The organism is Streptomyces sp. NPDC127595 (assembly GCF_042671685.1).
In the GTDB taxonomy this organism is placed as follows: Bacteria; Actinomycetota; Actinomycetes; order Streptomycetales; family Streptomycetaceae; genus Streptomyces.
In genome coordinates this window covers 828,263-844,694 of record NZ_JBHXWK010000001.1, presented here as the reverse complement: position 1 = coordinate 844,694, position 16,432 = coordinate 828,263, and the positions used below count along the sequence as shown (strand labels likewise).

The window sequence follows — 16,432 nt, the reverse complement described above, 5'->3', positions numbered from 1 at the left end:
TTACCGGACCCGTCCGAGATCGGGGCTTACCGAAACCCCGGAAACTCCCTGGTACGGGCCTGATGCGGTCGGCCTGATTTGATGAAGGGGCACCATGACCGTGTCCCGGAGGACCGAATCCTGAACGCCCCGCTCGCCGAAACCCTCTCCATCGTCCTGCTCGTCGCGGTGCTGGCCTGTGCCGTGATCCGCCCCTTCAACTGGCCCGAGGCGGCCGTAGCGGTTCCGGCCGCCGCCGTGGTGATCCTCACCGGGGCGATCACCTGGGACCACACGGTCGCGGAGGCGGCACATCTGGGACCGGTGATCGGCTTTCTCGCGGCGGTGCTGGTGCTCGCCCGGTTCTGCGACGACGAGGGGCTCTTCCGGGCCTGCGGAGCGTGGATGGCCCGCTGGGCGGCGGACCGCCCCGGCCGGCTGCTGACCGCGGTCTTCGGGCTCGCCTCGGCGATCACCGCGGTACTCAGCCTGGACGCCACCATCGTGCTGCTCACGCCCGTGGTGTTCGCCACCGCGGCACGGATGGGCGCCCGCCCGAAGCCACACGTGTACGCCTGCACCCACCTCTCGAACACGGCCTCCCTGCTCCTGCCGGTCTCCAACCTCACCAATCTGCTCGCGTTCAGCGCGAGCGGTCTTAGCTTCACCCGCTTCGCCGCGCTGATGACTCTTCCCTGGCTGGTCGCCATCGGCGCCGAGTACGTGGTCTTCCGGCGCTTCTTCGCCCGCGACCTGGGCGCGGCGGCCTTGCCGACGCCGGATGTCACCGATCCGCCCGCCATGCCGCTCTTCGCGCTGATCACGGTGGGCTGCACGCTGGCGGGGTTCGTCCTCGCCTCCGCGCTCGGCATCGATCCGGCGTGGTCGGCCGCGGCAGGGGCGCTGGTGCTCGCCACCCGCGCCCTCGTCCGCCGGCGGGCCACCCCGCTCACCGTGCTGCGTGCCACCGCGCCCGCCTTCCTGGCGTTCGTTCTCGCGCTGGGCATCGTGGTGCGGGCGGTGGTCGACCACGGGCTCGCCGACGCTCTGGGGCGGCTGCTCCCGGACGGCAGCGGGCTGCTCGCACTGCTCGGCATCGCGGCGCTCGCCGCCGTGCTGGCCAACATGATCAACAATCTGCCCGCGGTCCTCGTACTGATCCCGCTGGCCGCCACGTCCGGACCCGGCGCGGTGCTGGCCGTCCTGCTCGGGGTCAACATCGGCCCCAATCTGACCTACGCGGGGTCCCTGGCGACCCTGCTGTGGCGGCGTATCGTGCACCAGCACGACCATGGCGTCGATCTCAAGGAGTTCACCCGGCTCGGCCTGATCGCCGTGCCGGCCGCGCTGATCCCGGCCGTTCTGGCCCTGTGGCTCTCACTCCAAGTCATCGGAGGCTGAATCGCATGCGGGTGATCGTCTGGCTCGTCGAGGGAACGTGGCACGCGTGCGTGGACGCCGTGCACCGGCACGCGCCGCACGCGACGGATGTGGTCCTGCTGTACGTCGACGAGCCCGGCGTCCCGGGACTGGCACACGGCGCCTTCGCCGGGCTGCTCGGCCGCGCGCATTCCGAGCCCGACCCCGGGGACAGCCTGGCGGACCTCGGTACCTCGTCCGCGACGCGGCTCCTCGACGCGGCGGCCGAGCGACTCGCCCGCCCCTGCACCCGGCTGGAGCGCACGGGGCGCGCCGAGCGTGAGGTGGTCGCCGCCGCGGAGGGCGCCGACCTGCTCGTACTGGCCCGTGACGGCGACCGGTCCCGCCTCGGCCCGCGCAGTCTGGGCCCCAAGGGGCGTTTCGTGGTCGACCACGCGCCCTGCCCCGTCCTGCTGGTCTGGCCCGAACCGGCGCCGGACGTCACGACACTCCCGCCCCATTGACGCCGGATCCCGGCCGATGGGCACGGCGGCCTGGCGTGCGGCATCGTGGACTCAGCCGAGAAGGGACAGCCGGATGACGGTCACGGAGATGAGAGGGCTGCGCCACCGGTTCGAGGAGGACGGCTTCGCGGTGGTGCGCGGGCTGTTCGAGCGCGCCGAGATCGACGCGTTGTGCGCGGAGTTCACGGCACTGCACGCCGCGGGCCCGGTGCCGGGTCACTTCGAACCCCGAGCCACGGAGACCGGCGGTCCGACCGACCCGCTGCACGCCTATCCGCGGATCCTGCACCCGCACCGGATCAACGCGCTCTCGCTGCGGCGCCTCCTCGATCCGCGGCTGGGAAGCATCGTGGAGACGCTGCTGGGCGAGGAAGTCCTGGCCGCGCAGAGCATGTTCTACTTCAAGCCGCCGGGCGCCCGTGGCCAGGCGCTGCACCAGGACAACTTCTATCTGCGGGTCGAGCCGGGCACCTGTGTGGCCGCCTGGATCGCCTGCGATGTGATCGGCCGCGAGAACGGCGGACTGGAGGTCGTGCCGGGCACCCACCGCATGGACCTGTTCTGCCCGGAAGAGGCGGACGCGGAGCTGTCGTTCGTACGCGAATACGTGCCCCCGCCGCCCGGCCTCGCCGCCGTGCCCGTCGACATGGCGCCGGGCGATGTGCTGTTCTTCAACGGCAGCCTGGTGCACGGCTCCGGCCCCAACCTCAGCACCGACCGCTTCCGGCGTTCGTTCATCGGTCACTACGTCGGCCGCTCCACCCGGCGCATCGGGGGCTTCTACCGGACGCTGACGATGAGCGGGGAACCCGTCCCGCTGCCCGAGAGCGAGGGCGCGGGCCCCTGCGGCACCGAGTTCGCGGCACCGGCTCCGCACTGATCCCCTTGCGGGTGACCGGCGTACCGCCCGATAGCGGGCACTTGACGCAGACGGACCCGCGCGCTTGGATCATCGGGTGCCGTGTTGCGACCCGGTACGCAGAGGTACGCCCAGCCGGTAGCGGACACCGTTCAAGTCCGGCCAAAGTCGCCAGGACCGCGGGAGCGTCCGAGGCGGGGTCGTACTCGCGATTGATGGAGCGGACATGTCCGCCAAGCGTGCCGCCCGCGTCGGTGGCCTCGGGACCGTCGCCGTCCTGGCGGCTCTTTCCCTGCTCGTGGGCTGCGTTTCCGGCGAGGACGAGAGCAAGGGTGACCGCGCGGATGCCGCGCCGCGGAAGACGAGTCCCACCGCGGCCCTGACCTCGAAGCCGACCCTCAGCCCGACACCAAGTTCGAGACCAAGCCACAGCGCAACCCCACCCTCCAGGTCCGCCTCGGCCTCCACGTCACCGGCCGTCGAACTCCCGCCCCTGCACGCGGGGTTCGACTACCAGATCGGCGGCGCCTATCCCCCGCCGGCCGGTGTCCGCATCGTCAGCCGCGACCGTTCGGCCTCCCCGGCACCCGGTCTCTACAACATCTGCTACGTCAACGCCTTCCAGGTCCAGCCGGGCGAGGAGAAGCAGTGGCCCGCCGAACTGCTGCTGCGCGACGGCCGGGGCAGGGCCGTCGTCGACGGCGACTGGGACGAGACGCTGCTCGACATCCGCACGGCGGCCAAGCGCGAGCGCGTCGCCGCGCGGGTCAACCGCTGGATCGACGGCTGCGCGGACAAGGGCTTCGACGCGGTCGAGCCGGACAACTACGACAGCTACACCCGCTCCCGGAACCTGCTGACCGCCGCCGACGCCACCGCGTTCATCACCCTGCTCTCGGCCCACGCACACGCCCGGCGTCTCGCCATCGGCCAGAAGAACACCGTGGAGTTGGCGGGGCTCAGGAAGCGGGCGGGGCTCGACTTCGCGGTGGCGGAGGAGTGCGGCGAGTACGACGAGTGCGGGGTGTACGCGAAGGCGTTCGACGACCGGGTGGTCGTCATCGAGTACACCGACAGGGGTCTGCGCAAGGCCTGTTCCGGCTTCGGTGACCGGCTGAGCATCGTGCGCCGGGATGTGATGGTGTCGACGCCCGGCGACGCGGACTATGTCCGCAGGACCCGTTGACCATCGCCGGCAGACCGACGAGCAGACGAAGACAGGTTCCCGCGGGTGAACGGGGGCCCACGAAATGGACGTACCAAAGGGCATGGTGACATTGCAGGCCGGCGAGCAGCACGAACGCCTTTCGGCGAACGCCGAGCGCCCTCCGTGGCGCTTCCGGGTGCCCCGGCAGTGGCTGTTCGTGCTCGCCGTGGTCGCGCTGCTGGCCCAGATGGCGGCCGCCATGGTCACGACGGCCCTGCGGCAGACGCCGACGATCGACGAGCCGGTGTACGTGGGCACAGCGGTGGTCTACGTCCAGCAGCACGACCTGCGTTACAACCCCGAGCATCCGCCGCTGGGCAAGCTGATCATCGGGAGCGGTCTGGTATTCGCCCACCCGCACCTGGACGCCGGCTTCACGGGTGATCAGACGGCGCTGGGAAAGCGTGTGCTGTACGAGTCGGGCAACGATCCCTGGCGGCTGATGCTGTGGGCCAGGCTGCCGGTGATCGTGCTGACGCTGCTGTTCGGACTTGTGGTCCTCGCGTTCGGCCGTGAACTGGCGGGTCGTAAGGGCGGGTTGGTGGCGCTCGCCCTGTACGCCTTCTCGCCCGACGTCATCGCGCACGGCTCACTCGCCACTCTCGACCTACCGGCGTGCGGGTTCCTGCTGACGTCGGTGTGGCTGCTGTGGCGGGCGCGCCGGCGTCCGCTGCTCAACCTCCCGCTCGCCGGGGCGGCACTCGGCGCGGCGGTGGCCACGAAGATGAGCATGCTGCCCGCCGTTCCGGTGCTGCTGCTCCTGGCGGTCGTGTCCGTCTGGCGGACACCCGGCCTCGACACCCGCAGGAAGATGCGTCGAGCGGTCGGCGCGGCGTCCTGTGTCGCGCTGGTGGCCCTGGCCGTGGTGTGGGCGACATACCTCGCGGTCGACCCGCGCCTGCGCTGGACCACGCCCGCGGACCTCCCGGCCGTCCACGGCCTGCGGGCGATCCTCATCGACCTGCTGCCCTTCCCGCAGCCGTACCGGGACGGCATGCGCGTCCAGTTCGGCTACGAGAACCAGACGTGGGGCGGCTTCTTGTTCGGCCGGCACTATCACGGTGCGCTCTGGTACTACTTGCCGGCGGCGCTGCTGGTGAAGACACCACTGGGCATGCTGGTGCTCTGGGCGGCCGGCGCGGTGGCCATGGTCACCGCTCCGCGGCTGCGGCCCGCGGCCCCGTACCTCCTGATCCCGTCGGCGCTGCTGCTGGCCACGGCGATGAGCGGCTCCCGCGACCTCGGCGTCCGCTACGCCCTCTTCCTGCCGCTGTTCCTCGCGGTGGCGGCCTCCGCCGTCGTCACGTTCCGCCGACGGTGGGCGTACGCCGGCACGGCGGCCCTGGTGCTGTTCGTCGCCGTCAGTTCGCTGCGGACGTATCCGTACTACCTGCCCTACTCGAACGAGGCGTTCGGCGGGCCGTCGAAGACTCATCTGCGGCTGCACGACTCGAACGTCGACTGGGGCCAGGACCTGGGCCGTCTCGCCGACCGGCTGGACGAGCGTTACCCGCAGGAGCGGGTCTGGCTCGTCTACAAGGGCGCCGGAGAGCCGTCGTACTACGGCATCGAGGCGGACGACCCGCGTACGGTGCCGCCGGGCGAGGTGCACGGTCTGCTCGTCGTGTCGGACTCCTCGGTCGCCAAGGCCGAGGGGCAACTGGCGACACTGATCGACGGGAGCACGCCGGTCGACGAGGTGGGTCACTCCATCACGATCTTCCGCAGGCCGTGAGCCGGAGCTTCCGGACGTTCCTGCCCTCAGGTGACGGTCCGGCGTGGGAGCCTCGCGCCGGTCGGCCGATCGCGCATCGTCAGCAGCGCAGGACCGGCACCGGGCCGGTCGCGGCCGTGCAGGAGGATCCGGTGCTCATCAGTCCCACGTCGCGTAGGACGCTCGCCGCGCTGGCGGTGCTGGCCGCCGCCGGGGTGGCCGCCCTGGGGCAGCCGCCCGCGGAAGCCGTTCACCGGACGGCCGCTCCCCCGGTGCCCACTGCGGCGACCCTCTGTTCGGACGCGGGAATCCTCAAGGGGGCCGGCGGTCAGCGCGCCTCCGTCAGCCTCTGCGTCGGCACCGGCGGTCCGAACATCTCCGTGTCCGCTCCGGCCCGTTGCGGACGGCCCGGAACCGTGAAGTACGCCTGTCTTACGTCGGGCACCTGGACCGTACGGCAGGACGGGCAGACCGTGGCGACGGGGCCGCTCCCGAGCGGCAAGGAGTACCCCGGCCCCGGGACCTACGAGGTCAGCGGCAGCGTCCACGTGCGTTCGTCGCCCGCCGGTGTCGATCTGCACGGCGAGGTCCACGCCACGCTGACCCTGACCGACCCGAAGGCGCCGCCCACGCACCGCATCGAGGTCGACCGGAGCGTGCTGCGGCCGAACTCCGTGACGACCCTGACGTACACGGTCGCGCGGGACAGCGACCGCGGGGACGGCAGCGCACGTCTCGGAATCATCGGGGAGGAGTCGTCCGGCGTGGAGCTGAGCACGTCCGACCCCCGTTGTGTGAATCCGCTGACCGGCCGCTACCCGTCGACGGCCAGGAGCGGCCACGCGCTGGACTGTGCTCTGACCGATCTCCAGCCGGGCCGGCCCTCCACCGTCGTCGTCCAGGTGTCGGTGAGGGACACCTGCTCCACCGTCGTCTCCAAGGCGGGTTACTGGATGCCCCAGGGCCAGACCGTGTTCACCGGGGGCATGCTCGTCGGCCCCACCGTCACCTGCGAGGAGTGAGCAGGTCCAGGACCCGCTCCCAGCGGAACTCCGGGCGCCCGCCGTCCTGTTGGGCCTCCCCGGAGTACGGCGCGCCGAACCGGACGCCCATTGCGCCCAGCCGGTCGACGCTCGCCCGGTAGGCGGGGTGTGCCGCCAACGCCTCGCCCACACAGGGCAGTACGGCGATCGGGACACCAAGTCCGTACGCCTCGCAAAGGGTTCCCAGGGCGAGGGTGTCGGATATCCCGGCCGCCCACTTGTTGACGGTGTTGAAGGTGGCGGGTGCCACGGCCACCGCGTCGGGGGCGGGGAAGGGCCGCGGGTCGCCGGGGGCCCGCCACGCGGAGCGGATGGGGCGGCCGGTCTGCGTCTCGACCGCCGTGGCGTCGATGAAGCCGAGGCCCTGCGGGGTGGCGATGACACCGACCTCCCAGTTCCGCTCCTGGGCCGCGGTGATGAGTTCGCCGACGTTCGAGGCGATACCGGCCGCGCAGACGACGAGATACAGGAAGGGCTTCTCCGCGTGTTCGCTCACGTGGGAGACCCTAGTGAACCGGGAAGGTGTCCCCGCGTTCGGACTCGGGGCGGGGGCCGAGGATCCGGCGTTCCTTCTCCTCGATCCGTACGTCGTTGATGCTCGCCTCGCGCCGGGTCATCAGGCCGTGCTCGTCGAACTCCCACAGTTCGTTGCCGTAACTGCGCCACCACTGGCCCTCGGCGTCGCGGGACTCGTACTGGAAACGGACGGCGATGTGGTTGCCGTCGAAGGCCCAGAGGTCCTTGCGGAGGGCGTAGTCCAGCTCGCGCGCCCACTTCGCCGTCAGGAGTTCGACGATCTCGGCGCGGCCCGTGACGAAGGTGTCGCGGTTGCGCCAGACCGAGTCCTCGGAGTAGGCGAGCGAGACCTTGTGGGGATCCCGGGTGTTCCAGGCGTCCTCGGCCGCCTGGACCTTCTGGGCGGCGGTCTCGCGGGTGAACGGCGGGAGGGGCGGACGGTCGGTCATGAAGTCTCCCCGGAACAGAGGGAGAACCAGCGTTCTCCCCGGTGACTGCTAACGTAGAGAACGATGGTTCTCGCGTCAAGGATGGGCCCGTACATGGACAGCACAGCCCCGCGCGGGCAGGCACCGGACCTCGCCCGGGGACAAGCACCGGACCTCGCCCGGGAACAGGCACTGCACCTCGCCCGCGAGCAGGCGCTGGATGCCGCGGAGGAGTTGTTCTACGGCCGTGGCGTCCAGAGCGTCGGCATGGACGACATCCGCGGCGCCTCGGGCGTCTCCCTCAAGCGCCTCTACCAGCTCTTCCCCGCGAAGGAGCAGCTCGTGGTGGCGTACCTGGAGCGGCGCGACGTCCGCTGGAGGCAGCGGCTGGCCGAGTACGTCGACCGGCAGGGCGAGCCCGGAAAGCGCGTCCTGGCGGTGTTCGACTGGCTGGGACAGTGGTTCGCGGAGCCCGGTTTCCGCGGGTGCGCCTGGATCAACTCCTACGGTGAACTCGGCGCCACGTCGCCGAGTGTGAACGCCCAAGTCCGAGCCCACAAGCGGGCGTTCAGGAAGTACCTGGGGGATCTCGTGACCGACGCCGGGCTCCCCGCCCCGCTGGCCGACCAGCTGTATCTGCTCGCCGAAGGAGCCATGGTCACCGCGGGCATCACGGGTGACGCGGATCCGGCCGAGCAGGCGGGGGCGGCTGCGCGACTGCTGGTGGCGGCTCAGCGATAGGCGCGCTGCTCAGGGGCCGGACACCGTGATGGCTCCGACGGGGCAGGCTCGTGCCGCCTCTCGCAGCATCGGGTCACCCGCGCCGTGCTCGCGGCCGGGCAGCAGCTCACTGATTCCGTCGTCGTCCTGGGTGAAGACGCCCGGGGCGGCGAGTGCGCACTGCCCGGCGCCGATGCAGACGTCCTTGTCGATCGAGATCGAGATGTCGATGTTCATGCTGGCAGCTTCATACCGGGGCACAGGGTGTGCCAGCCGAGAGCGCCGGCCCGAGCGGATGATTTGCGCCGGTGCTGGTGTTGAATTCTGCTGGGACAGAACCAGTACCACGCAACGATCGGACGGAAATCATGCCTCTTGAGGGTGAGTACGAACCGAGCCCGGCACAGTGGGTGCGCGACCAGGTGGAGCTGTACGAGAGTTCCGGGGGCACCAAGGGGACGACACTGCAGAGCACGGGCCTGCCCGTCATCATTCTCACCACCCGGGGTGCCAAGAGCGGCAAGATCCGCAAGACCCCGCTGATGCGCGTCGAGCACGACGGGAGCTACGCGGTGGTCGCCTCGCAGGGCGGCGCGCCCAAGCACCCGGTCTGGTACTTCAACATCAAGTCGGACCCCCACCTGGAGCTTCAGGACGGCGCCGAGCGCCGCGACTACACCGCCCGTGAGGTCACCGGCGAGGAGAAGGCGCAGTGGTGGGAGCGCGCGGTCGCGGCGTATCCCCCGTACGCCGACTACCAGAAGAAGACCGACCGGCAGATCCCGGTCTTCGTGCTGGAGCCGACCGGCGACTGACCGCCGCCGAATTCCCTCGCATCGGCATGTATGACCGGCCGAGCGCCGGGCACCCGAGGATCAGGCCCCGCCGCGTCCCCCCGTCGCGGCGGGGCTTTCCCCTGCCCCGTCCGCACGCGCGGCTGCCCGTGCGGTGCGTGCGTCGGTCACATCGAGGAAGACGTGGTCGGCCTGCGGGACGGCCCGGGTGACGGAGCGTTTGATGCGGATGGCGACTTCTTCGATCTCCTCGCTGTCGAGCCCGGGGGCGAGGTCGATGCGGGCGGCCACGAGGGTCGATTCGAGGCCCAGTTCCATGGTGAACAGCTCCTCCACACTGTCGATCTCAGGCTGCGCGTCCAGTACGGCAAGGATCTCCCGGCGCTGTTCCTCGTCGGCGGCCCGCCCGATGAGCTGCTCGCGCGCTTCGCTGCCCAGCCGGTAGGCGATACCGACGAGCAGCACTCCGATGGCGAGCGAGGCGGAGGCCTCCCACACGACCTGGCCCGTGACCATGTGCAGGGCCATGCCGGCGATCGCGAGGCTCACGCCGAGCACCGCCGTGCCGTCCTCGGCGACGACCGTACGCAGCGCCGGATCGCGCAGGCCGGCCCTGCCGCCCTGCCGGCGCACCTGATGGAGCGCCCGCAGCAGCGAGGCGCCCTCGGCCAGCAGGGAGACCCCGAGGACGACGAACCCCGCGATGTAGCCGCCGAACGACTCCTCAGCGCCGTTCCTGAGGGCTTCGAAGCCCTGGAAGAAGGAGAAGCAGCCGCCCATCACGAAGATGCCGACGGCGGCCAGCAGCGACCAGAAGAACCGCTCCTTGCCGTAGCCGAACGGGTGCCGACGGTCGGCGGGACGGCGGCTGCGGCGCAGCGCGGCGAGCAGGAAGACCTCGTTCAGGCTGTCGGCCACGGAGTGCGCGGCTTCCGAGAGAAGCGCGGGCGAGCCGGAGAGCAGTCCGCCCACTGCCTTGGCCACGGCGATCACCAGATTGGCGCCCAGCGCCACCAGTACGGTCACCCGAGTCCTGCGGTCCGACCCGTCTGACTGGCCTTGGTCCGGTTGATCCTTCGGTTCACTGCTCATCCCGGCCGATTTCCCGGATCGATCCGCCTCACACCGTGGAGTCGGCGGGAATCGGGGAACGAATGCACCGGGGAACCAACCCGTGTCGCGGCATATCGTGCATCAAGGAAGTGAGGCGTCGTGAGCGAAGCTGAGGGAAACGCCCAACTCGGCAAGAAGGCGTTCAAGCGGTCCAAGAGCCACTTCGCGGACCGCGTCACGGCGGACGGCCGGGACGGCTGGCCCGTCGAGGCGGGCCGCTACCGGCTGGTCGTCAGCCGCGCCTGCCCCTGGGCGAGCCGAGCGATGATCTCGCGCCGTCTCCTCGGTCTGGAGGGCGCCCTGTCGCTGGCGATCACCGATCCGATCCAGGACGACCGCAGCTGGCGGTTCACCCTGGACCCGGACGGCCGCGACCCCGTTCTCGGCATCCGCTATCTCAGCGAGGCCTACGACGCGCGGGAGACGGGCTACCCCGGAGGCGTCAGTGTGCCCGCCCTCGTGGACGTACCCAGCGGGCAGCTCGTCACCAACGACTACCAGCAGCTGACACTCGACCTCGCCGCCGAGTGGACGGCCCTGCACCGGGACGGCGCGCCCGACCTGTATCCGGCAGCGCTGCGCGACGAGATCGACGAGGTCATGGAAGACGTCTACGAGGACGTCAACAACGGCGTGTACCGGGCGGGTTTCGCCTCGCGCCAGGAGGAGTACGAGGAGGCCTGCCGCGGCGTCTTCCGGCGGCTGGATCTCCTGGCCGAGCGGCTCGGTACCCGGCGCTATCTCGTCGGCGAGGCGATCACCGAGGCGGACATCCGGCTGTTCACCACACTCGTCCGCTTCGACGCCGTCTATCACGGCCACTTCAAGTGCAACCAATGGAAACTGACCGAGAATCAGGTCCTGTGGGCTTACGCCCGTGACCTCTACCAGACGCCCGGTTTCGGCGACACGGTCGACTTCGACCACATCAAACGGCACTACTACGAGGTCCACACCGGCATCAACCCGACCGGCATCGTCCCCCTCGGACCCGAGCTGTCCGGCTGGCTGACACCTCATCACCGCGAGGAGCTCGGGGGCCGGCCGTTCGGCGCGGGCACCGCGCCGGGCCCGGTGCCCGAGGGCGAGAGGGTTCCGGCGCGGGGGCGCCCCTGACGGAACGCGGCGGCCGGGCCACGACGGCCGAAGGGGCCGTCAGTCCTGCTTGGGAGCCGTCGTCGCCGCGTAGCGCAAGGTGAAGGAGTGTCCGGCCGGATCGGAGTAACCCCGTTCCTCGAAGGGGCCGGACGGGTCCTTCGTCTCGATGGGGCGGCCGCCGAGGCCGATGATCCTGAGCTCGGCCTCGTCGAGGTCGTCCACGTGGAAGTCCAGGTGGACCTGGAGGGAGCTCTCGGGGCGCGGCCAGCTCGGCGGCGTCGCCGACATGTCCCGGCGGAACGCCATCCGGATGCCGTCGGTGCCCCTGATCTCCACACGGTTCGCGTTCGCGTCCGTCTCCTCGGCGTCCAGCAGCTCCTTGTAGAAGGCGGCGAGCTTCTCGGGTTCGGCGCAGTCCAGCACCACGACGCCTGCCGTGACCAGTGTCATGCTTCCTCCGTAGGGATAACCGGGCGCCGACGGCCTCCCAGGGCGTCCGCTGCCTCGCCTACCCGTGTTACCCCGTACGGCGGAATCAGTCGGCCGCGAGCCATTCACCGTCACGCATGAGGTCGCGGCCGGCGATCTCGTTGGCCTCGCGCCAGGCCTGTACGCGCTCCGGTGTGACGCTGAAGTAGAGGTAGGCGGTGGACAGTTGGCGGGGGTCGAACCCGGTCTTGAAGGCGAAGGCGTCGCCGGCTCCGTCCGGCAGCTCGACGGGTTCCAGCGTCAGCACCGTACCCTCGATCATGACCACGTCGCGGGTCGGACCGATACCCAGGCGGGCCTTGCCGGTAGCCCGCAGATTGCGGCCCGTCGGACTCGCGGCCGGCGTGGCCAGCAGCAGAGTCTCGCCGTCCCAGAGGAAGGACAGCGGGACCAGGTACGGCGTTCCCTCGTCGCCGCCGGCCGTGGCCACCCAGACATCCTCGTCGTGCTCCAGCCGGTTGAGGGTGTCCTGCTTGCGTTGCTTGCGGGTGCGGGCGGGCGGGTTCGTCATCGAGCAGCCTCCTGGTGGACCTCGTACTGGTGTGACGGCCGGGCGCCCCTCATTGTGACGGGCCGTCGTTCCCCGGTGCGGTGATCTCCGCCAGACGCGCTGCCGCCGCGGTCAGCAGCATGTCGAGCGCCACCGGGTAGGCGCTGCGGCGCATGTCGGCCACCAGATGGCGGGCGGTGGCGGCGATGTGCGGGTGTGTGGCGGCGGGCAGCCGTGCGTACGTCGCCCGCCAGACGCCGGCCTCCGCCTCGCGCGCGGCGCGCGGGAGGGCCACGCTCGCGGAGTCGAGGGCCGCGAAGGCGAGAGCCTGGTCGACGAAGGCGTGGTAGATCCGGACGGCCTCGGGGTCGGGAAAGCCGGCGCCGCGCAGGACGCCGAGGATCGTCTCGACGGCCTGGATCTCGTGGATCCGGCCCGTGACGCGGTAGGAACTGAGCACGGCCGCCTGGGGGTGCGCGAGGGCTCCGGAGTGCACCCGCAGGCCGAGATCCCGCGTTGACCAGGACACCCCGCACCCGCTCACCCCAAGGAGTCGGAACATGCACGCTGACCTCCTCTTCACCGGCGGCCCCGTCCTCACCCCGGACGGGCCTGCCGCGAGCTCCGTCGCTGTCACCGGCGACCGGATCACCGCCGTCGGAACCGCCGATGTCCGCGAGTTGATCGGCCCGCGGACCGAAGTGGTCGATCTCGCGGGGCGGTTGCTCCTGCCCGGGTTCCAGGACGCGCACATCCACCCGGTGCCTGCGGGCCTGGAGCTCTCCCAGTGCGATCTCGCCGGCACGAAGACGGCCGCCGACACACTCGCCGTCGTCCGCGCGTACGCCGACGCGCACCCCGACCGGGAGTGGATCACCGGCGGCGGCTGGTCCATGGAGGCCTTCGAGGGCGGTACGCCGACGAAGGAACTGCTGGACGCGGTCGTACCGGACCGGCCGGTGTATCTGCCCAACCGCGACCATCACGGCGCCTGGGTCAACAGCCGCGCACTGGAACTCGCCGGCGTCACGCGGGACACGCCCGATCCGGCCGACGGCCGGTTCGAGCGGGACACGTCGGGCGCTCCCACCGGGATGCTCCAGGAAGGGGCCATGGAGTACGTCGGCCGGCTCACACCGTCGGCGACGCCTGCGGACCGGCTCGCCGCTCTGCTGCACGCCCAACGGCATCTGCACGCGCTCGGCATCACCGCCTGGCAGGACGCGCTGGTCGGGGATTTCCTCGGGATGGACGATCCGTCCGAGGCCTATCTGACGGCGGCCCGCGAGGGTTCGCTGACCGCGCGGGTGGTCGGGTCACTGTGGTGGGACCGCGAACGCGGGGCCGAGCAGATCCCTGAACTCGTCGAGCGGCGGGCCGCGTTGAGTCATGGACGGTTCAGCGCCACGAGCGTCAAGCTCATGCTGGACGGGGTCGCCGAGACGGGTACGGCCGCGCTGCTCGACCCCTACCTCGACAAGTGCGGCTGCGCCACCGGCAATCGGGGCACCAGCTTCATCGATCGGAACCAACTACCGGCGTACGTGACCGAGTTGGACGCGCTCGGCTTCCAGTGCCATTTCCACGCGCTGGGCGACCGGGCCGTACGCGACGCACTGGACGCCGTGGAGGCGGCACGGAAGGCGAACGGGCCGAGCGACACGCGTCCGCACCTGGCCCATCTCCAGGTCGTGCACCCCGATGACGTACCCAGGTTCGCGCGCCTGGGTGCCACGGCCAACATCCAGCCGCTGTGGGCCGCCCACGAGCCGCAGATGGACGACCTGACCATCCCCTTCCTCGGGCCCGAACGGGCCGCCTGGCAGTACCCGTTCGGCGCGCTCCTGCGTTCGGGGGCCCGTCTCGCGGCGGGCAGCGACTGGCCGGTCAGCAGCCCCGATCCGCTCCAGGGCATCCATGTCGCCGTCAACCGGGTGACCCCGGACGAGCGGGGCCCGGTGTTCCTGCCCGATGAGCGCATCGGTCTCCTGGCCGCGCTGACGGCGTACACGGCGGGATCGGCGTACGCGAACCACCTCGACGAGACCGGGAGCGTACGGGTGGGGGCCCTGGCAGATCTGGTCGTCCTGGACCGCGACCCGTTCGCCGGGCCGGCGGAGGCGATCGCCGCGACGAAGGTCGCGCTGACCTATGTGGGAGGAGACCGCGTCCACGCGGCGCACGACGCCTGACATCTCGTACGGCACCCGCGCGATTTCCTGGACAGCTGACCAGGTATGGTGGACACCTGTCCATGAAGTGTGTGACTGAGCAGTGGGGCTTGCTGAACGATGGAGACGGTCGCGAACGTGCTGGTGGGCCTGGTGGCCGCGCTGCACGCGTACATCCTGGTCCTGGAGATGTTCCTGTGGGAGCGCAAGCCGGGGCGGGGCCTGCACGGGTTCGACGCGGAGATGGCGCGGGCGACCGCGCCACTGGCCGCCAACCAGGGCCTCTACAACGGCTTTCTGGCGGCGGGACTGGTGTGGGGGCTGATCGCCGCGGACCCGACCGGTTTCCGCGTCCAGGTCTTCTTCCTGGTGTGCGTGGTCGTCGCCGGTGCGTACGGAACGGTGACCGCGAACCGGCGCATCCTGTTCGCGCAGGCGCTGCCGGGCGCGCTCGCCCTGGCCGCCGTCCTCGTCGCACGGTGACCCCGCAGGACCCGCGGGCCGCCCGCACCCGGGCAAAGCTGCGGCAGGCCCTGCTGGAGGAGTGCGCCGAGCGCCCGCTGGAGGAGGTCGGCGTCGCCGCCCTGGTGCGGCGGGCCGGGGTCGGCCGGGCCACCTTCTACGTGCACTACGCCGACCTGGAGGCACTGGCCGTCGACGCCTGCGCCGATGTCGTACGGGACGCCGTGGACGCGCTGCACGCGTGGCGCGGCCGGCCCGACCCGGTGTCGGCGCCGCCCGCCCTCCTCACGTTCTTCGCCGGGCTCGCCCCGCACGCCCCCCTCTACCGCGCCCTGCTGAGCCCGGGCGGCGGCGGGCCGCTCGGCCGCGTACTGCACCGGGACCTGCGTGCCCGCAGCCTGGCCGAGCGCACCCTCGTGGGTGCGCCCGACGCCCCCCTCGTCGCCTCCGCCGTCGCCGCCACCTTCGCCGGAATCCTGGCCGACTGGCTGCACGGCCTGCTCGACGCCACTTCCGAGGAAGTCGCCCACCAGGTCTGGCAGTTGCTCGTCACCCTGCACCGGAGCCGATGACGTCTCACTTGCAGGCCACGTACTCCTTCGACTCGGGCCATGCCTCGACCCCGTGGGAAGTGCGTATGTACGCCGTCGACTTGTCGTCCGTCAGCCAGAGCTGCCAGTCCTTGAAGCGGTATCCGGTGTCGTGCGCGTCGGCGGGCATCTGGACGTCACCGTCGTACTCGGAGGTGAGCAGTTCGCTCCCCAGTGCTCCGTCCGGATCCCGCGCGTACTGCCTGGTGTCCTCGTCCTGGCCCATGTCCAGGAAGTGCACGCTCTCCCAGTCGCAGTGTTCCGGACCCGTGGAACTGGAGAGCACGGTGGTGGGCACACGGTGGCCGGCGCGGTCGGTCCAGATCTCCTCGGAGATCGAGTCGGTGTAGCTCGCGGGGAGTTCGGCGGGGTCGCAGGAGGCGTTGGTCTCCGGGCCCCAACCGGGGCGGTCCGGCTGGTCCTTGGCGACGACGACGGCGACCTTCGTCCTGCCGTCGACGTCGTAGGAGAACAGGACACGGTCTCCCTGCCTGCTCTCGATCCGGTAGCCGTGGTCCGGGAGTTGGGGCTGGTCCATGTCGAAGAACGCGTTCAGCCCCTCCTCCGGTGTCGAGCCGCCGTCAGCCTTGGTCCACGTCTCGCCTCCGCTGCCGTAGTAGATCTCGCCGTCGCACTCCAGCGCCCGGCCGGCCGCGCCCGAACCCTCCTCGGCCTCCCGCTCACTGCCGTCGGCGCTCTCCCTGAACGGCAGGTCCAGGCGCCCGGCGTACGGCGTGGCCGGGGGCCTACCGGTGACCACCAGATCCTCACGCATCTCCTCGCCACAGCCCACCGCGGTAAGCCCCAGCACGATCACCGTCGCCGCGATCCGTTTACGCATTCCCACCCCTGTCCACCGACTGCCGTTCTCCCGTT

The 16,432-nt window shown here is 70.9% G+C and carries 19 protein-coding genes and 1 pseudogene; 12 read left to right on the top strand and 8 right to left on the bottom strand.

The features are described 5' to 3' along the window. Nucleotides 1-81: 81 nt before the first annotated feature. The 6 genes from ACFVKT_RS03555 to ACFVKT_RS03530 all read left to right on the top strand — a co-directional run bounded on the left by ACFVKT_RS03555 (nt 82) and on the right by ACFVKT_RS03530 (nt 6,664). On the top strand, nt 82-1,380 hold the full coding sequence (locus tag ACFVKT_RS03555) for an arsenic transporter (protein ID WP_385727098.1): 1,299 nt from the start codon (nt 82-84) through the stop codon (nt 1,378-1,380). Between the two features lie 5 nt (nt 1,381-1,385). Next, a complete protein-coding gene (locus ACFVKT_RS03550) occupies nt 1,386-1,862 on the top strand; it encodes a universal stress protein (protein ID WP_385727096.1) in 477 nt (158 codons plus the stop codon). A gap of 73 nt (nt 1,863-1,935) precedes the next feature. Beyond that, nucleotides 1,936-2,742 (top strand): phytanoyl-CoA dioxygenase family protein, encoded by an 807-nt coding sequence (locus ACFVKT_RS03545; protein ID WP_385727094.1) that lies wholly within the window; start codon nt 1,936-1,938, stop codon nt 2,740-2,742. A 205-nt stretch (nt 2,743-2,947) separates the two neighbouring features. Then, entirely contained in the window at nt 2,948-3,907 is a 960-nt protein-coding gene (locus tag ACFVKT_RS03540) for an endo alpha-1,4 polygalactosaminidase (protein ID WP_385727092.1), read from the top strand. 208 nt (nt 3,908-4,115) lie between these two features. After that, complete coding sequence (locus ACFVKT_RS03535) at nt 4,116-5,663, top strand: ArnT family glycosyltransferase (RefSeq protein WP_385728124.1); 1,548 nt, start codon at nt 4,116-4,118, stop codon at nt 5,661-5,663. 131 nt (nt 5,664-5,794) lie between these two features. After that, nucleotides 5,795-6,664, top strand: coding sequence for a hypothetical protein (locus tag ACFVKT_RS03530; RefSeq protein WP_385727090.1), 870 nt, complete (start codon nt 5,795-5,797; stop codon nt 6,662-6,664). Here ACFVKT_RS03530 and ACFVKT_RS03525 read toward each other — a convergent pair. Beyond that, nucleotides 6,648-7,181, bottom strand: coding sequence for a flavoprotein (locus ACFVKT_RS03525; RefSeq protein ID WP_385727088.1), 534 nt, complete (start codon nt 7,179-7,181; stop codon nt 6,648-6,650). The two genes, ACFVKT_RS03530 and ACFVKT_RS03525, sit on opposite strands and share 17 nt — an antisense overlap. A 10-nt stretch (nt 7,182-7,191) precedes the next feature. After that, nucleotides 7,192-7,650: a nuclear transport factor 2 family protein gene (locus tag ACFVKT_RS03520; RefSeq protein ID WP_385727086.1), complete on the bottom strand. Its 459-nt coding sequence runs from the start codon at nt 7,648-7,650 to the stop codon at nt 7,192-7,194. Between the two features lie 93 nt (nt 7,651-7,743). Here ACFVKT_RS03520 and ACFVKT_RS03515 point away from each other — a divergent pair, with 93 nt between their 5' ends. Continuing rightward, nucleotides 7,744-8,370: a TetR/AcrR family transcriptional regulator gene (locus tag ACFVKT_RS03515; protein ID WP_385727084.1), complete on the top strand. Its 627-nt coding sequence runs from the start codon at nt 7,744-7,746 to the stop codon at nt 8,368-8,370. 9 nt (nt 8,371-8,379) lie between these two features. Here the strand turns inward: ACFVKT_RS03515 and ACFVKT_RS03510 are convergent, their stop codons facing one another. Beyond that, complete coding sequence (locus ACFVKT_RS03510) at nt 8,380-8,574, bottom strand: ferredoxin (RefSeq protein WP_385728122.1); 195 nt, start codon at nt 8,572-8,574, stop codon at nt 8,380-8,382. Between the two features lie 143 nt (nt 8,575-8,717). Here ACFVKT_RS03510 and ACFVKT_RS03505 point away from each other — a divergent pair, with 143 nt between their 5' ends. Continuing rightward, nucleotides 8,718-9,164: a nitroreductase family deazaflavin-dependent oxidoreductase gene (locus ACFVKT_RS03505; RefSeq protein WP_385727082.1), complete on the top strand. Its 447-nt coding sequence runs from the start codon at nt 8,718-8,720 to the stop codon at nt 9,162-9,164. A gap of 60 nt (nt 9,165-9,224) precedes the next feature. On the opposite strand, the gene ACFVKT_RS03500 is transcribed toward ACFVKT_RS03505, so the two are convergent. Next, nucleotides 9,225-10,235: a cation diffusion facilitator family transporter gene (locus ACFVKT_RS03500; protein ID WP_385727079.1), complete on the bottom strand. Its 1,011-nt coding sequence runs from the start codon at nt 10,233-10,235 to the stop codon at nt 9,225-9,227. A 120-nt stretch (nt 10,236-10,355) separates the two neighbouring features. Here ACFVKT_RS03500 and ACFVKT_RS03495 point away from each other — a divergent pair, with 120 nt between their 5' ends. Further along, nucleotides 10,356-11,372, top strand: a complete 1,017-nt coding sequence (locus ACFVKT_RS03495) for a glutathione S-transferase family protein (RefSeq protein WP_385727076.1) — start codon at nt 10,356-10,358, stop codon at nt 11,370-11,372. Nucleotides 11,373-11,411: 39 nt separating this feature from the next. Here the strand turns inward: ACFVKT_RS03495 and ACFVKT_RS03490 are convergent, their stop codons facing one another. The 3 genes and pseudogenes from ACFVKT_RS03490 to ACFVKT_RS03480 all read right to left on the bottom strand — a co-directional run. Next, entirely contained in the window at nt 11,412-11,804 is a 393-nt protein-coding gene (locus ACFVKT_RS03490; RefSeq protein ID WP_385727074.1) for a VOC family protein, read from the bottom strand. 85 nt (nt 11,805-11,889) lie between these two features. After that, a complete protein-coding gene (locus ACFVKT_RS03485; protein WP_385727072.1) occupies nt 11,890-12,354 on the bottom strand; it encodes a pyridoxamine 5'-phosphate oxidase family protein in 465 nt (154 codons plus the stop codon). A gap of 49 nt (nt 12,355-12,403) precedes the next feature. Then, nucleotides 12,404-12,847, bottom strand: a pseudogene (locus ACFVKT_RS03480) (TetR/AcrR family transcriptional regulator C-terminal domain-containing protein); the annotation flags it as partial. Nucleotides 12,848-12,893: 46 nt separating this feature from the next. Between ACFVKT_RS03480 and ACFVKT_RS03475 the strand changes: the two are divergent. From ACFVKT_RS03475 to ACFVKT_RS03465, 3 genes are all read left to right on the top strand, one after another. Beyond that, nucleotides 12,894-14,525 carry an amidohydrolase gene (locus ACFVKT_RS03475; RefSeq protein ID WP_385727070.1) on the top strand — a complete coding sequence of 544 codons (1,632 nt, stop codon included), beginning with the start codon at nt 12,894-12,896 and terminating at the stop codon, nt 14,523-14,525. A 99-nt stretch (nt 14,526-14,624) separates the two neighbouring features. Further along, on the top strand, nt 14,625-14,987 hold the full coding sequence (locus ACFVKT_RS03470) for a DUF1304 domain-containing protein (RefSeq protein WP_385727068.1): 363 nt from the start codon (nt 14,625-14,627) through the stop codon (nt 14,985-14,987). Continuing rightward, complete coding sequence (locus ACFVKT_RS03465; RefSeq protein WP_385727066.1) at nt 14,984-15,538, top strand: TetR/AcrR family transcriptional regulator; 555 nt, start codon at nt 14,984-14,986, stop codon at nt 15,536-15,538. Before ACFVKT_RS03470 ends, ACFVKT_RS03465 begins: the two co-directional genes overlap by 4 nt. Before the next feature lie 4 nt (nt 15,539-15,542). On the opposite strand, the gene ACFVKT_RS03460 is transcribed toward ACFVKT_RS03465, so the two are convergent. Beyond that, nucleotides 15,543-16,397 carry a hypothetical protein gene (locus tag ACFVKT_RS03460; protein WP_385727064.1) on the bottom strand — a complete coding sequence of 285 codons (855 nt, stop codon included), beginning with the start codon at nt 16,395-16,397 and terminating at the stop codon, nt 15,543-15,545. Nucleotides 16,398-16,432: the final 35 nt, after the last annotated feature.

What these genes read in the sequence shown, in the direction of transcription:
- ACFVKT_RS03550 (WP_385727096.1), top strand. Translation starts at nt 1,386, where the DNA reads ATGCGGGTGATCGTCTGGCTCGTCGAGGGAACGTGGCACGCGTGCGTG.
- ACFVKT_RS03515 (WP_385727084.1), top strand. Translation starts at nt 7,744, where the DNA reads ATGGACAGCACAGCCCCGCGCGGGCAGGCACCGGACCTCGCCCGGGGA.
- ACFVKT_RS03535 (WP_385728124.1), top strand. Translation starts at nt 4,116, where the DNA reads ATGGCGGCCGCCATGGTCACGACGGCCCTGCGGCAGACGCCGACGATC.
- ACFVKT_RS03485 (WP_385727072.1), bottom strand. Translation starts at nt 12,354, where the DNA reads ATGACGAACCCGCCCGCCCGCACCCGCAAGCAACGCAAGCAGGACACC.
- ACFVKT_RS03545 (WP_385727094.1), top strand. Translation starts at nt 1,936, where the DNA reads ATGACGGTCACGGAGATGAGAGGGCTGCGCCACCGGTTCGAGGAGGAC.
- ACFVKT_RS03475 (WP_385727070.1), top strand. Translation starts at nt 12,894, where the DNA reads ATGCACGCTGACCTCCTCTTCACCGGCGGCCCCGTCCTCACCCCGGAC.
- ACFVKT_RS03490 (WP_385727074.1), bottom strand. Translation starts at nt 11,804, where the DNA reads ATGACACTGGTCACGGCAGGCGTCGTGGTGCTGGACTGCGCCGAACCC.
- ACFVKT_RS03500 (WP_385727079.1), bottom strand. Translation starts at nt 10,235, where the DNA reads ATGAGCAGTGAACCGAAGGATCAACCGGACCAAGGCCAGTCAGACGGG.
- ACFVKT_RS03505 (WP_385727082.1), top strand. Translation starts at nt 8,718, where the DNA reads ATGCCTCTTGAGGGTGAGTACGAACCGAGCCCGGCACAGTGGGTGCGC.
- ACFVKT_RS03520 (WP_385727086.1), bottom strand. Translation starts at nt 7,650, where the DNA reads ATGACCGACCGTCCGCCCCTCCCGCCGTTCACCCGCGAGACCGCCGCC.
- ACFVKT_RS03460 (WP_385727064.1), bottom strand. Translation starts at nt 16,397, where the DNA reads ATGCGTAAACGGATCGCGGCGACGGTGATCGTGCTGGGGCTTACCGCG.
- ACFVKT_RS03470 (WP_385727068.1), top strand. Translation starts at nt 14,625, where the DNA reads ATGGAGACGGTCGCGAACGTGCTGGTGGGCCTGGTGGCCGCGCTGCAC.
- ACFVKT_RS03555 (WP_385727098.1), top strand. Translation starts at nt 82, where the DNA reads ATGAAGGGGCACCATGACCGTGTCCCGGAGGACCGAATCCTGAACGCC.
- ACFVKT_RS03540 (WP_385727092.1), top strand. Translation starts at nt 2,948, where the DNA reads ATGTCCGCCAAGCGTGCCGCCCGCGTCGGTGGCCTCGGGACCGTCGCC.